The organism is Bacillus sp. FSL L8-0528, assembly GCF_038593085.1.
GTDB classification, from domain to species: Bacteria; Bacillota; Bacilli; order Bacillales; family Bacillaceae; genus Bacillus; species Bacillus paralicheniformis.
The window spans coordinates 4,051,765-4,066,651 of record NZ_CP151961.1 but is presented as its reverse complement, the minus strand read 5'-3'; the positions used below and the strand labels follow the sequence as shown (position 1 = coordinate 4,066,651).

At 46.6% G+C, this 14,887-nt stretch carries 13 protein-coding genes; 9 read left to right on the top strand and 4 right to left on the bottom strand.

All coding sequences use genetic code 11. The features are described from left to right. Nucleotides 1-4 precede the first annotated feature (4 nt). From MHI30_RS20750 to MHI30_RS20735, 4 genes are read left to right on the top strand one after another with little or no spacing between them, the layout of a single operon-like run. Nucleotides 5-943 carry a sugar ABC transporter permease gene (locus tag MHI30_RS20750; RefSeq protein ID WP_075751681.1) on the top strand — a complete coding sequence of 313 codons (939 nt, stop codon included), beginning with the start codon at nucleotides 5-7 and terminating at the stop codon, nucleotides 941-943. After that, complete coding sequence (locus MHI30_RS20745; protein ID WP_023856923.1) at nucleotides 940-1,788, top strand: carbohydrate ABC transporter permease; 849 nt, start codon at nucleotides 940-942, stop codon at nucleotides 1,786-1,788. Before MHI30_RS20750 ends, MHI30_RS20745 begins: the two co-directional genes overlap by 4 nt. A gap of 34 nt (nucleotides 1,789-1,822) precedes the next feature. Continuing rightward, entirely contained in the window at nucleotides 1,823-3,058 is a 1,236-nt protein-coding gene (locus MHI30_RS20740; protein WP_075751680.1) for an MFS transporter, read from the top strand. A gap of 14 nt (nucleotides 3,059-3,072) precedes the next feature. Continuing rightward, nucleotides 3,073-4,551, top strand: coding sequence for a glycoside hydrolase family 32 protein (locus tag MHI30_RS20735; protein WP_075751679.1), 1,479 nt, complete (start codon nucleotides 3,073-3,075; stop codon nucleotides 4,549-4,551). 365 nt (nucleotides 4,552-4,916) lie between these two features. Here MHI30_RS20735 and pepT read toward each other — a convergent pair whose 3' ends face one another. Continuing rightward, entirely contained in the window at nucleotides 4,917-6,149 is a 1,233-nt protein-coding gene (gene pepT / locus MHI30_RS20730; RefSeq protein ID WP_075751677.1) for a peptidase T, read from the bottom strand. Between the two features lie 139 nt (nucleotides 6,150-6,288). Between pepT and MHI30_RS20725 the strand changes: the two genes are divergently transcribed. The 5 genes from MHI30_RS20725 to MHI30_RS20705 all read left to right on the top strand — a co-directional run bounded on the left by MHI30_RS20725 (nucleotide 6,289) and on the right by MHI30_RS20705 (nucleotide 11,665). Next, on the top strand, nucleotides 6,289-6,702 hold the full coding sequence (locus tag MHI30_RS20725) for a hypothetical protein (protein WP_075751676.1): 414 nt from the start codon (nucleotides 6,289-6,291) through the stop codon (nucleotides 6,700-6,702). A 95-nt stretch (nucleotides 6,703-6,797) separates the two neighbouring features. After that, complete coding sequence (locus tag MHI30_RS20720) at nucleotides 6,798-7,367, top strand: sigma-70 family RNA polymerase sigma factor (RefSeq protein ID WP_075751675.1); 570 nt, start codon at nucleotides 6,798-6,800, stop codon at nucleotides 7,365-7,367. Then, nucleotides 7,337-8,728, top strand: a complete 1,392-nt coding sequence (locus MHI30_RS20715) for a DUF4179 domain-containing protein (protein WP_075751674.1) — start codon at nucleotides 7,337-7,339, stop codon at nucleotides 8,726-8,728. Before MHI30_RS20720 ends, MHI30_RS20715 begins: the two co-directional genes overlap by 31 nt. A 157-nt stretch (nucleotides 8,729-8,885) precedes the next feature. Then, nucleotides 8,886-10,205 (top strand): PTS transporter subunit EIIC, encoded by a 1,320-nt coding sequence (locus MHI30_RS20710; RefSeq protein ID WP_075751673.1) that lies wholly within the window; start codon nucleotides 8,886-8,888, stop codon nucleotides 10,203-10,205. 23 nt (nucleotides 10,206-10,228) lie between these two features. Beyond that, nucleotides 10,229-11,665, top strand: a complete 1,437-nt coding sequence (locus MHI30_RS20705) for a glycoside hydrolase family 1 protein (RefSeq protein ID WP_075751672.1) — start codon at nucleotides 10,229-10,231, stop codon at nucleotides 11,663-11,665. Nucleotides 11,666-11,719: 54 nt separating this feature from the next. Here MHI30_RS20705 and MHI30_RS20700 read toward each other — a convergent pair whose 3' ends face one another. From MHI30_RS20700 to arcD, 3 genes are all read right to left on the bottom strand, one after another. Continuing rightward, nucleotides 11,720-12,397, bottom strand: a complete 678-nt coding sequence (locus tag MHI30_RS20700; protein WP_020453468.1) for a Crp/Fnr family transcriptional regulator — start codon at nucleotides 12,395-12,397, stop codon at nucleotides 11,720-11,722. A gap of 109 nt (nucleotides 12,398-12,506) precedes the next feature. Beyond that, nucleotides 12,507-13,457, bottom strand: coding sequence for a carbamate kinase (gene arcC / locus MHI30_RS20695; RefSeq protein ID WP_075751671.1), 951 nt, complete (start codon nucleotides 13,455-13,457; stop codon nucleotides 12,507-12,509). A 21-nt stretch (nucleotides 13,458-13,478) separates the two neighbouring features. Continuing rightward, nucleotides 13,479-14,885: an arginine-ornithine antiporter gene (gene arcD, locus MHI30_RS20690; RefSeq protein ID WP_075751670.1), complete on the bottom strand. Its 1,407-nt coding sequence runs from the start codon at nucleotides 14,883-14,885 to the stop codon at nucleotides 13,479-13,481. Between the last annotated feature and the right edge of the window lie 2 nt (nucleotides 14,886-14,887).

The following is a 14,887-nucleotide window of genomic DNA, read 5'->3' as shown; positions in this document are numbered from 1 at the left end:
AGCCATGAATAAAATTCCGTTGAAAGAAGCAAGGACGGCCTTTCCGCTGAAAAAAACCCCTGCCAATAAAATAGGGTGGCGGGACAATGTGCTGGCCTATACATTTTTAGGTCCGGCCTTGCTGATTTTGTCAGTGTTTCTCGTGATTCCTTCGATTATGGCGGTTTACTACGCATTTACAGATTATTATTTGTTAACACCTGACCTGCGCAAGTTTGTCGGTTTTGACAACTTTATCAAATTGTTCAAAGACCCTATTTTCTTGAAAAGCTTGAGCAACACATTGAAATTTGTTGTCCTTGTGATTCCGTTACAGATCGGGGCCGCTCTCGGGCTGGCCCTTCTGTTGAATAAAAAGCGCAAGGCCAATACGTTTTTCAAAGTCGCATACTTTAGCCCCGTCGTCATGTCGCTTGTTGTCATCTCCGTTTTGTGGCTGTACTTGCTGAATCCGAATGAAGGAATGATCAATAACGTGCTGACGCACGTCGGTTTACCGCCACAGCCGTTTTTGACAAGTCCTGATCAGGCGATCTTTACAATTGTTTTCGTTTCAGTCTGGCAGGGGGCCGGATTTCAGATGCTGATTTTTTTAGCGGGCCTGCAAAATATTCCCGGAGATGTCTACGAGGCGGCGCAATTGGATGGTATGAATAAATGGCAGCGGTTTATTTATATTACATTGCCTTTGTTGAAACCGACGTCGGTTTTTATCTTTATTACGACGCTGATCAGTGCGTTTAAGCTTCTCGTGCAGCCAATGGTCATGACCCAGGGGGGACCGGTCAATTCAACGATGACAGTTGTCTATTATATTTATCAAACGGGATTTACCGATCGGATGGTCGGCTATGCAAGTTCAATTGCGCTCTTGTTTGGCACGATGATTGGATTGGTGACGCTTGCGCAGCGCAAGTTGGTGAAGGAGGATGAAGGCGGATGAGACGGAAATTCGGGCCTTTGACGATACTGGAATATATATGCCTTGTTTTGCTGGCGGTTCTGTTTATATTTCCGCTGATTTGGATGGTCGCTTCATCGATGAAACCGGAAGCCGATATTTACAACAATATCAGCAGTATTAAAGCGTTTCTCCCGTCTTTTCATCCGTCGGAATGGTTTCAATCCTACAGGGAAGTGCTGTCACGGTTTGATTTATTAATGTATATCGGTAACAGTCTGTTTTACGGTTTGTGTGTGGCAGCGGGAGCTGTCATCATCAACGGAATGGCGGGCTTTGCATTCGCCAAGCTGCAGTTCACAGGTAAAAAAGTGCTGTTTACCATATTGCTGGCGCTTTTAATCGTGCCGATGGAAACGATTTTAATCTCGCAGTTTACAATTGTTCATAAGCTCGGACTTGTTGATACGCGCCTTGCCGTGATTTTGCCGGCGCTTGCCGGGGCTTTCAATATTTATTTGTTCCGAAACTTTTTCATGGCGATCCCGGGGGAGATGATTGAGTCGGCCAAGCTTGACGGAGCCAATACATGGCAGATTTTCTGGCGGGTGATGCTGCCGATGTCCAAACCGGCTGTTGCTACTGTGGGGACATTGGCTTTTATCGGCAGCTGGAATGACTATATTTGGCCGCTGATGGTTTTGACGGATAAGTCGAAATTTCCGATCCAGGTGGCGATTACAGCCATCAACAGCACCGAGCCGGTTTATACGAACCAGGTAATGGCTGTCCTGACGATTTCCACGATTCCGCTGATTCTGATCTACATTGTCGCCCAACGCTACATTTTAGATGGTCTGGGCGGTTCAGGGACAGGCATCAAATAGATACATCCAAATCGGGTTAAAGGAGCAAATGAAAATGAAAAGCTCAAACAGTCTGTATTGGAAACTAAGCGCTTATTTTTTCTTTTTCTTTTTTACTTGGTCTTCCAGCTATTCTTTATTTGCGATTTGGTTAGGGCAAGAAATCAATTTGAACGGGTCTGCGACGGGCATTATCTTTTCTGTAAACGCTATCTTTACCTTGTGCATGCAGCCTTTGTACGGTTTTATCTCCGATAAGCTCGGGCTGAAGAAAAACATATTATTTATGATCAGTTTGCTTCTCGTATTGACGGGGCCCTTTTATATTTTCGTCTACGGACCGCTTTTGCAATACAATGTCTTTCTTGGGGCTATCGTCGGCGGAATGTATTTGGGAACTGCTTTTCTCGCCGGAATCGGCGCGATTGAAACTTTTATTGAAAAGGTCAGCCGCAAATATCAATTTGAATATGGAAGAACAAGGATGTGGGGGTCCCTCGGCTGGGCTGCGGCGACATTTTTTGCAGGTCAGCTGTTCAATATCGACCCGAATATCAACTTCTGGGTTGCGTCCGTTTCAGCAGTCATATTGGTGGTCATTATTGTTTCCGTAAAAATTGAGATGACAGATGATGAAAAGGAAAGAGCAGACTCGGTCAGATTAAAAGACGTCGGAGGGCTGTTTCTCTTAAAAGACTTCTGGTTTTTGATGTTGTACGTGATCGGCGTAACATGTGTATACGGCGTCTATGACCAGCAGTTCCCGCTTTACTACGCTTCCTTATTTCCGACTCCGGCTCTGGGGAACCAAATATTTGGATACCTTAACTCATTCCAAGTATTCATTGAAGCGGGCATGATGTTTCTTGCGCCTTTCATCGTCAATAAGCTTGGTCCTAAAAAAAGTTTGATTTTAGCGGGGCTGTTAATGGCTTTCCGCATTATCGGCTCCGGACTTGTCAGCGGACCGGTCGGAATTTCATCGATGAAACTCATTCATGCTTTAGAATTGCCGATTATGCTGATTGCGGTGTTTAAATATTTGGCGACTAATTTTGATAATCGTCTTTCATCCGTACTTTACCTTGTCGGCTTTCAATTTGCATCCCAGGTAGGCACGTCGATTTTTTCGCCGCTTGCGGGAGGTTTATACGACAGCATCGGATTTCGCCACACTTATCTCATCATGGGAACAATGGTCCTTTGTTTCACCATTATTTCGATTTTTACCTTGCTAGACTCAAAGAAAGACGTTGAATTTGCTCAAAGTCTACAAAGAAAGCATATATAGAGAGGATGTCACAGATGAATAGAATTCAGCAGGCAGAAGAAGCATTGAAGAAAACCGGGAAAAAAGTGAATCACCGTTACCGAATGGGCTATCACATGATGCCCCGGGCAAACTGGATAAATGATCCAAATGGACTTATTCAATATAAAGGGGAGTATCATGTCTTTTATCAACATCATCCGTATGATGAGAATTGGGGGCCGATGCATTGGGGCCATTTGAAGAGCAGGGATCTTATTCACTGGGAGCACTTGCCGATCGCTTTAGCGCCTGGCGATGCATTTGATGAAAGCGGCTGCTTCTCAGGAAGCGCAGTCGAATATAACGGCGATCTCGCTTTAATCTATACAGGGCATAATATGATAGATGAAGAGAAAGACGATTTCTATCAAAATCAGAATATAGCAGTCAGCAAAGACGGTATCTCCTTTGAAAAACTAAAAGAAAACCCCGTCATCGCAGAGCCGCCGGAAGACAGCGCCCGCCACTTTCGCGATCCGAAAGTATGGAAGCATCGTGAGACCTGGTATATGGTGATCGGAAACGCCTCAAAAGAAAATGTCGGCCGGGTCATTTTATACCGCTCATCTAACTTTGTAGATTGGGAATATGCAGGCGTCCTCGCCCAAAGCGACGGAAATCTCGGCTTTATGTGGGAATGTCCGGATTTCTTTGAATTAGACGGCAAACACATTTTGCTGATTTCCCCTCAGGGGATAGAGGCGGATGGTGATTCATATCAAAATCTGTATCAAACAGGCTATTTGATTGGAGATTATGATGAAGACACGAATGAGTTTGTACACGGCTCCTTTAAAGAGTTGGACCATGGCCATGACTTTTATGCCGTGCAAACTTTGTTGGATGACAAAGGGCGCAGAATTGCGATTGGCTGGATGGATATGTGGGAGTCAGAGATGCCGACGAAAGCGGACGGATGGTGCGGGGCTTTAACTTTGCCGCGTGAATTGACGTTGAAGGATGATCACAAAATTTTAATGAATCCCGTTGAGGAGACTCAATTACTTCGTGAATCGGAACATCATGAATGTGCCAATCAATCGATTTCCGGCAGCTTTTTGATAAAGACAGCCGAAAAGCTTCTTGAAGTTGTGGCCGTTTTTGATTTGACAATTTGCAGTGCCGAAACGGTTGGCTTAAAGATTCGGGGGATTGATCAGGAAGAGACAATCATCCAGTACAGCTTGGTTGATCAAAAGCTGACGCTCGACTGTTCAAAGTCCGGCAAAGCGCGGGACGGTGTGAGAAACGTGCAGCTTGAAGCGGAAGAGAAGCTCACCTTGCATCTGTTTCTTGACAGATCGTCTATTGAAGTATTTGCAAACCATGGTGAAGCGACAATGACCAGCCGCATATATCCCAAAGAAAGAAGAGCCGGGATTGAGCTGTTTTCTGAGAAAGGCAATGTACGGGTTGAAGAGTTCACTTACTGGACGTTGAAAGATATTTGGAAAGGCGATGAAGCCAAATGAGCAGAATATTTTGCATCGGTGAGACGTTAATCGACTTTATGCCGGTCCAAAAAGATACCGCCTTGGAATATGTTCTAATTTCGACAAAGCGCAGATAAAGATTGATCTGGCAAAAAAAAAGCGGCTGTCGTGTCTTGCAGCCGCTTTCAGCGTGTCGACAAACCCTCGCATTCGTTGTCAGGCCTGCGCGTCGGTGCTCACGAATTCCAACATTCGCTCCGCTCCGATGCTCGGCCTTCCTAGACTGCAAGGGTTTTCAATCACGCTGAAAGGATGACAAAATCCCAAAACTAAAAGCCGTTTTGGGATTTTGTCAACAATCTGAAAGCGGCTGTCTTGCAGCCGCTTTCCGCGTTTTTTTCGTATTACGCTCTTTCTTCAAACAGCTTCACAATTTCCACGATGACATTCGCGGCTTTTACCATATTGTCGGCGGAAATATACTCGTATTTTCCGTGGAAGTTTTCCCCGCCTGTGAAAATGTTCGGACAAGGAAGCCCCATGTATGAGAGCTGGGAGCCGTCTGTACCGCCGCGGATCGGTTTCACAACCGGCTCGATGTCCAGATTTTTCATCGCTTCATAGGCAATGTCGACAATCTCTTTGACCGGTTCGATCTTTTCCCTCATGTTGTAATATTGATCATTCATGTCTACTGTAATACTGTTTTCGCCGTATTTGGCTTTAAGGTCGTTTGCGATTTTTTGGACGGTGGCTTTTCTCTCGTTAAATCGGTCTCTGTCAAAATCCCTGATGATATAGGAGAGAGTGGTTTCAGAGACATCGCCCTTGATCGAAAGCAGATGATAGAAGCCTTCATAACCTTCAGTAAATTCAGGGGCTTCGTTTTCCGGAAGTCCGGCGTGAAACTGCATCGCGATTTTGGCGGCATTGACCATTTTTCCTTTTGCTGTGCCGGGGTGGACGTTCGTTCCTTTACAAGTGATTTTCGCGGCTGCGGCATTGAAGCTTTCGTATTGCAGTTCGCCGAGCGGCCCGCCGTCAACCGTATACGCGAATGCGGCGTTGAACGCCTCGACGTCAAATTTGTGCGGCCCTCTGCCGATCTCTTCATCAGGCGTAAAAGCGACTCTGATATTCCCGTGTTTGATTTCGGGGTGCGCAATTAAATATTCGATTGCCGTCATGATTTCAGAGATCCCCGCTTTATTATCGGCGCCGAGCAAAGTCGTTCCGTCGGTTGTGATCAATGTATGTCCCGCATAATCTGCAAGCTCGGGAAATTCCTTGGGCGATAAGACGACATTGAGAGATTCATTCAGCACAATGTCCTTTCCGTCGTATTGTTCGATAACCTGCGGATTGACGTTCTTTCCGGTAAAATCTGTTGCTGTATCCACATGAGCCAGGAAGCCGATCGTCGGCACCTCTTTTTCCGTATTCGAAGGAAGCGTCGCCATCACATAGCCGTTTTCATCGATTGTGACGTCCTTCATGCCGATCTCTTTCAGCTCTTCAACAAGCATATTGGCAAGCGTCAGCTGCCCGGGAGTGGAAGGCGTCGTCTGACTGTTTTCATTTGACTGCGTATCAACTTTCGCATAAGAAATGAGACGTTCAATCAGTTTGTTCTTCATGTTTCCTTCATCTCCAATTGTTGGTTTTATGTTTATCTTATCATTCATGGCGGGCGAATCGAAAACTTTTATTCCTGTATAGGAAAATTTAGTATAATATAGTTCTAAAGGATCATCACAATTGTAAGGGAGTATCAAAATGGCTAAAGGTTATACAAATGAAGGAACGAAATGGGAGTTTGCACATTCATTCTGGCTTGTGTTCACATGGGTTCCTTTTGGATTTTTAAGCTGGTTTGCATTTATTTATATCGCAGCGCGAACGAAACAAAGAAAATGGTTATTTGCCGGGATCGGATATGCAGCGGCTGTTTTATTCGCTGCTTTTACAGCCAGAACGTTCCTCTTCGATTTGGCTATGAAAGCCTTGCTTATCGTTTGGATCATCTCAATCATTCATGCTTTCAAAACAAGGGCCGAATATTTGGTTCGGCTTGAAGCCGTATATCGAATCAAACGATCAAGTATGAATGAGCTGAGGGAAGAGCTTAAACATGAACAGGAACCGCTCGGCCGAACCGGAACTTCTAAAGTGACGCTGACAAAGAAATAAATAGAATCCGCTATTTTCGGTGAAATAGCGGATTTTTTTAATGCAGAGAAAAAATTCCGTTCTTTTGAAACTTTTCTTATCAATTCTCCTCTCTAATGTTTGAAGGAGGCGCAGCAGTGAAGCAAATCAGATTAGTTAAGAAAGCTGTCGCAGGCAATGCCAAAGCTTTTGAAATGCTGTTTCAAAAGCACAGCGATCAGCTTTACAGAACAGCTTACATATATGTGCGAAATAAGGAGGACGCGTTAGATATCGTACAGGAGACGGCGTACAAGGCATTTTTATCGATTGCCCAGCTGAGGAATCCCGAATACTTTTTGACATGGCTGACGAAGATCCTCATTCATCATGCATATGCCTTATTGGACAAGAAAAAGAAAGTGGTTTTAATGGACAGGCCGCTGCAGGATGAAGACCAGGAGCAGGAGATGGATGCGGACGACAGAATGGGGATGCTTGAAGCTGTTCAGCGGTTGCGAAAAGAATATCAAACCGCCATCATTCTATTTTATTATCACGATCTGCCGATTCATGATATCGCCGGGGTGATGAATGCTCCCGAAGGAACCGTTAAGACCTATTTGAAAAGAGCGAAGCTTGAATTAAAACAACTACTGACTGGGGGAGAAGACGCATGGACAAACAATGGTTCAAAAACGAAGTAAACAAGATCGATGTTCCTACAAAAGAAATCCGCGAATCGATTGATAAAGGCATCAAGCGGGCCAAGCGGGAAAAAACGTTTCGGCCGAAGCGCGCCGTGAAACGGACCGTTTTTGTTTCGGGCGCGGCCGCCGTGCTCCTTCTCGGCAGCGGCTTCGTTTCCCCAGCGATGCAAAGCGTGTTGGCTGACGTCCCGCTGTTTGGGAAAGCGTATCAACAATTCCATGACTATGTCGGTCAAAACTTGGTGGCGGGCCAGCTTGTCACTGAACTGAACGAGAAAGCATCCAGCAACAACATAGACGTGACGGCGACAAGCGTTTATTTTGACGGCGGAATCATCGGTATGACGTTTAAGGTGAAAAGCGATACAAGAAAAGATTTAGATGATGGAGCGAGCATGATTCATTTCACATTATTTAATGGTGAGCGCAAATGGGCTATCGCTTCTCAAGGAGACATAAAGAAAACAGAGGACGGCTATACCGGCTACATTCAAATGGGCTATCCAGACAAACATATTCCCGATAAACTGACACTCCCGGTTACGATCACAAGCATTAACGGAATCAGAGGGAAATGGAAGTTCGACATTCCGGTTGATAAACTGCCGTATAAAACGCTGCACATAACCAAAAACAATACACAATCGGCTGATGGCCATAAGCTCGCCGTAAAAACGGTAATTCTCGGAAAAGAATCGACTGTCATCGACTATGAGGTATCCAATTCAGAGGAATATCCAAACGATCGTACATCGATTGTGAAAGTGACCGATGATAAAGGAAACGAAATCCCTTATTTGAGTGGCGGGCAGCGGACGACAGACAGTACAAAGAACGGAAACAAGGTTCGTCACGAAGAAAGGCTGATCCTTGGAAAAGTGAATAAAGGAACAAAATACCTCAAGATTAAGGCGAGCAGCAGTATGGGCGATTCCGAAAAGACGCTGCCTCTCACAAAAACGCCCGCCGCGCTGAGCGCTGACCGTCATGATTTCCAGATTGCCGTTGATCAGGTGAAACAAAACGGAAGCAAACTGTCTGTCGACTATCATCTGAAACATGTCGATCAATCTAAGATCGATATTGACAGCATGCAAAATTTTTTAGAAACGATGTCGCTGGTTGATTCGGATTATAAAGGCTTTGACGAGGCGCCGATGGGACACAGCGTAAAAGGTAATTTTACAAAAGTGCTTGATCCTGAAAAACTCCGATTCCGATCAGACTTTACGTTAGATGGTGAATTTGGAGCGAAAAGCTTCAGCCTTGACCAATATTCGCTTGCTGTCGACTTTGGTTATTTAAGCGCATTTTATTCTACACCGTTTAAGCCGATCAAAGTGCAATTGCCACAGTAAAATATATGACCCGCTGTTTCAGTGAAACGGCGGGTTGTCTGCTTTGCTGGCCTCCCAACCTGAAAAATTTCCTCTCCCACAGGAAAAAATATGCACCAAAAAGAAAGCGTTTTCATTGTAAGGTAAAAGCAAACCACCAAAAAAAGGGGGAGAGTAAATGAGCAGGATGGCGAAGGTGACCGAGGTGTTTGAGCGGGTCGCTTTTAAAATTACAAGCTTCAAATACATCATGGTCATTAAGTCGGCGTTTGTCACGCTGATGCCGGTCATCATTGCCGGGGCGTTTGCGGTTTTGATGCAGAATATGGTGATGAGCCCCGAGACGGGACTTGCGGTTTTCAAGCCTTTTCGGTTCTTGTCTGCGCTTGAGCCGATTATGGGGTCGATCAATTATGCGACGCTGAACTTTATTACGATCGGCGCGGTGTTTTTGATCGGGATTGAGCTCGGAAAGCTGAATGGGCATGAATCATTTTTTCCCGGCTTGATGGCGCTGATGTCCTATATCTCTGTCATTCCATCGACGGTGCTGTTGGAAGTGAACGGTTCGATGCAGGAAGTGGTTAACGTGCTGGCCAAGGAATTTACGGATCCGAAGTCGCTGTTTTTGGGGATGTTTATTTCGATTGTGTCTGTTGAAATCTTCAGCAAGCTTTCAAGCATGGACCGGCTTAAAATTAAAATGCCGGACAGCGTGCCGGCCAATGTCTCTGTCTCGTTCGGCACTTTATTTCCTTCGATTATTACTGTCACGATCATCGCCAGCTTCGGATTTGCTTTTCATCGGCTGACGGGCGTATACCTTCATGAAGCTGTGTACAATGTCGTGCAAAAACCGCTTGAGGGCGCGATTCAAGGCCTTCCCGGCATTTTGCTGCTAGTGTTTGTCGCACAGTTTTTCTGGGTCATCGGCATACACGGAAACCAGATGGTGAAGCCGATCAGGGAGCCTTTGCTGCTCGCTTCGATTACCGTCAATATGAATGCATACGCTGCCGGCGAATCGATTCCGAATATCATAACGATGCCGTTTTGGGATGTGTACATGAGCATCGGCGGATCCGGCGTCACGATCGGCCTGTTGATCGCGATTTTCATCGCGGGGAAACGGGAGGATTTGCGCAGCATTACAAAAATTTCGTTTGGTCCCGGCATCTTCAATATCAATGAACCGGTGATCTTCGGGGTTCCCGTCATGCTGAATCCGTTAATGGCGATTCCTTTTATTGTGACACCGCTTGTGACGGGTGCGATCGGTTACATCGCGACAGCGGCGGGCTTTGCCGGAAAAGCCGTTGTCATGGTGCCGTGGACGACACCGCCGATTATCAATGCCTGGCTGTCGACAGGAGGAAGCCTCGGTGCCGTCGTCACACAAATCGTATGCATCATCGTCTCCGCCCTTATTTATCTTCCGTTTGTGATGTTGTTGAATCGAAGCCTTACGGTCAGTTCTGAAAAAAATGTTTCCATGTAAAGGCGTTGAAAGGAGCGAACGAAATGGCGAGACAAACCTGGAAGATTCCCGACGATTTTATTCTCGGCGCAGCAGCGTCGGCGTGGCAGACAGAGGGGTGGGACGGGAAGCGGCCGACACAGGATTCTTATTTGGATATGTGGTACAAGAATGATCCGCATGTATGGCATAACGGATACGGACCGGCGGTGGCAACCGATTTTTATAACCGCTATAAAGAGGATATCCATCTTATGAAAGAGATCGGCTTGACACATTACCGGACATCGATTAACTGGTCCCGCTTTCTGATTGATTATGAAACAGCAGAAGTTGACGAAGTGTACGCAGACTATATCGACGATGTCATCAATGAGCTGATTACCTCAGGTGTGGAGCCGATGATATGCCTTGAGCATTATGAGATTCCCGCAGTTTTGATGGAGAAATACGGAGGGTGGGGGTCTAAACATGTCATAGATTTATTTACGGCATACGCGGAAAAAGTATTTGAACGATATGGAGACAGGGTGAAATATTGGTTTACTTTTAATGAACCAATTGTCCCGCAAACGCGGATTTTCCTTGATGCGATTCGATATCCATATGAGCAGAACACGAAAAAATGGATGCAATGGAATTTTAATAAGGCATTGGCGACGGCGAAATGCGTCCGGCTTTTTCACACCCGCAAGTCCGATTGCCTGGAAGGCGCCAAAATCGGCGTTATTTTGAATCCGGAGGTTACTTATGCGAGATCAAGCGCGCCTCATGACCAAAAAGCGGCCCGCATCTATGATTTGTTTTTTAACAGGGTTTTTTTAGATCCGAGCATCAAAGGCGCCTATCCCGATGAATTGATGGATCTCTTGGTCAAACACGACATTCTGTTTGACCATGATGAGGCGGAGCTTGACATCATCAAACAGCATACAGTAGATTTTGCCGGCATTAATCTTTATTACCCCCGCCGTGTCAAAGCTCCGTCAAGACAGTGGAATGACTCAACGCCATTTCATCCCGCTTATTACTATGAATACTTTGAGCTGCCCGGCAGAAAAATGAACCCGTTCAGAGGATGGGAGATCTATCCCCAAATTGTCTATGATATGGCGATGAGAATCAAACATGAGTACGGAAATATCGAATGGCTGATTGCGGAAAACGGCATGGGCGTCGAACATGAGGAGCGTTTTAAAAATGAAGAGGGGGTCATTCAGGATGACTACAGAATCGATTTTATTTCGGCCCATTTGCGAGAGGTGATGAAAGGGATCGGCGCCGGCGCAAACTGCAAAGGATATATGCTTTGGGCGTTCACGGACAACGTCTCTCCGATGAACGCCTTTAAAAACCGCTACGGTCTTGTTGAGATCCGATTGGAGGACAACCGCAGCAGGGTGCTGAAAAAATCGGCTTACTTTTATCGGGATATCATCAAAAACAGACGGTTTGAAACAGAGGAATTCCGGTATAAATAAAGGCGGCGGGGGGAATCATCCCGCTTGTCGCCGGGATGATTTCTCATATATGATCTACATAAAATACTCCGGCCGATTGATCATGATCTGCTTGTTCATTTGACTGATAACGCCTTCGCAGCGGAGCTTTTTCAGGACGGCGCTGACGGTTTCGCGGGATGTCCCCGAGATTTTGGCAATTTCGGCAGCGGTGATCGGACAGTTGATGACGGTTGAATTGCTTTCTTTTTGACCGAGGCTTTCGGTTAAATAGTAAATGGCTTGTGTGACCCTGTCGTGGGCATGGGAGAGTGTAATACGCTTCAGCCTTTCCTCGTGGAGGGCAAGGATGTCTGATAAATGATTGAGAATATCGTAAAGCAGGTTTTTGTTGTCCCGGACGAGATCTTCGAAGATGTTCATGGGTATATAGTAGAGTTCAATATCTGTTAAGGCTTCGGCGGCGTAGTGATAATGCTCATCCCGAAACAAGCCTCCAAATGGAAAGAGGGTATGAGGACGTACATAGTCGGTATAAAACATGGATCCAGCTTCGTTTGATTTTTCGAGTTTGATAAAGCCGTCGAGAAGAAGGTACATTCGTTCCCGGGGGTCGTCTTCCATAAATAATATCTGGCCTTTATGGTAAGTGCGCCAATAGATAAACTGTTTCATATCTTCCAGATCTCTTTTATTCAGGGAAGCGAGAAGAGGAAACTTTTTCAGTTGATGTACGATGTCTTTGTTCTTCATATGGACCACCCTTATCGATTTTCTGATGTTGCGGCTATATAGTTTAAATTTTACTTGTTTTTGACGATTGGCAAAAGGAAGAACCCTCCCCGAGCCCTTCCTTTTGCTTTTAGGCTTGTTCGACAATCGTGCCGGCATTTCCTTGGAGCGCGTCTTTGGCTAATTTCAGGGATGTGATGACCGTTTTATTGCCTTTTTTGGCTTCAGCAAATTGGATGGCTGCTTTGACTTTTGGCAGCATGCTTCCTTCTGCAAATTGCTTTTCTTTTATATAACCTTTTAGTTCTTCGGTGGTGACGCGTTTCAGCGCGCGTTCTGTCGGCTTTAAATAATCAACGGCAACATAGTCGACTCCTGTTAGAATGACCAGTTCGTCAGCCTGTACAAGTTCGGCCAGTTTGCAGGCGGCAAAGTCTTTGTCGATGACGGCGTCAATACCGGAGACGGCATCGCCGTTTTCAATGACGGGAACGCCTCCGCCGCCGGCCGCAATGACGATATGTCCGTGTTCGACAAGATCATTGATCACATCGTGTTCAAGGATCGATACCGGAGCTGGGGACGGTACGACCCGGCGCCAGCCTCTTCCGGCGTCTTCTTTAAAAACGAGGCCGCCGTTGCGGCTGTTCATCAGTTCTTTCGCTTCTGCTTCGCTGTAAAACGGACCGATCGGCTTTGTCGGGTTGCGGAATGCTTCATCATCGCCTCGGACGGCGACGCGGGTAATGACGGTTGCCGCATGTCCGCCTTTCCCTTTCGCATGCAACGCCCGGTCAAGAGCATTTTGCAGCCAATAGCCGATCATTCCCTGGGTCATAGAAACACAAGTTTCAAGCGGCATAGCCGGTGTTTTCGGAGAATCCGCCTCCTTTTGCTGAATCATCAGGTTTCCGACCTGCGGGCCGTTTCCGTGCGTGATGATTAATTCAGCGCCGCTGTCGATCATATCCGCCAAATACATGGCGGTTTCTTCTAGCGCGCGCTTTTGCGCTTCTGCGCTGGCATCTCCGGTTTGGATGGCATTACCGCCAAGTGCGACAACAATTTTTCTTTTTTTCATTTGATCATCACCTCTGTTTTGTTAAATTGAAATGCTTCCCGCAGCCAGCCTGATCACGGCGATGACAGCCAATACAAGAATCGCGGCGGCAATCAAAAGCTCGGCTTTATTGAAGACGGGGCCTTCTTTTCCTTTGCGGACAGCCCGGAATACGAGAATGCCGGGAGCGTATAAAATCATGGTCAAAAGCAGGTAATCAAGTCCTGCGGCATATACGAGCCAGACGCCGTAAATGCTTGCGATGATCCCGATGATGAGGTTCTTTCCCCGGTTAGGTTCTTTGTGCAGCCAGCTGTATTTAAGCTGATAAAGCCCGGAAAACAGATACGGGATCAAGATGGCCGAGGAAGCCAGGGAGAATGCAAACTGGTAGGCCGCATCCGAAATGAGAAACGTCAGCAAAAACAGCTGGATAATGGCGTTTGTCAAAGTCAGCGCATTTGTCGGCGCGCCGTTTTTATTTTCTTTGCCGAACCATTTCGGGAAGACCCCTTCGCGCGCCGCGATCAGCGGGAGTTCGCCCGCGAATAATGTCCAGGCCAGCCAGGCGCCCAATACGGAAATGATCAATCCCAAGTTGATGAGCACAGCTCCCCATTTGCCGACGATATGCTCCATGATCGCGGCCATTGAAGGATTCGGAAGCCCGGCCAAGTTTTGCTGATTCATGACGCCGAGCGACAGCATCGTAATCATGACGTAAATCACAAGTACACTGATCAAGCCGATAACAGTTGCTTTTCCGACATCGCTTGATTTTTTGGCTCGGCTTGAGAATAAGACGGCCCCTTCAATTCCGGTAAACACCCAGACGGTCACCAGCATCGTGCTCTTGACCTGTGTCCCGATGGAACCGAGCGACAGCCCTTTTCCCCAGAAATCGTTCGTAAATAAATCAAGATGAAACACAAAGATAATGGCGATAATGAAAGCAAAAATCGGGACCAGTTTTGAAATGGTCGTAATTAAGTTGATCATGGCAGCGGACTGTACCCCGCGCAGGATCAAAAAGTGCACACACCAGAGGATTACGCTTGCACCGATAATCGATGCGACGTTTTGTCCGTTTCCAAACGCAGGGATGAAATATCCGACTGCGCTGAACAGCAGCGTTCCGTATGCGACATTGCCGAGAAGGGCTGCGAACCAGTACCCCCAGCCGCTGTTAAACCCCATAAAATGGCCGAATCCTTCCCGCGCATAAGTGAAAATACCGCCGTCTAAATCAGGCCTTTTCGTGGTCAAGTTTTGGAAAGAGAAGGCCAGGGCAATCATGCCGACTCCGGTGATGATCCAGCCGATTAAAATGGCTCCCGCCCCCGCTCCTGAAGCCATGTCGCTTGCAAGGTTGAAGGCGCCCCCGCCGATCATCGATCCGATGACAAGCGCGATAAGTGCAAACAGCCCAAGTTTCTTTTCTTCCGCCATTT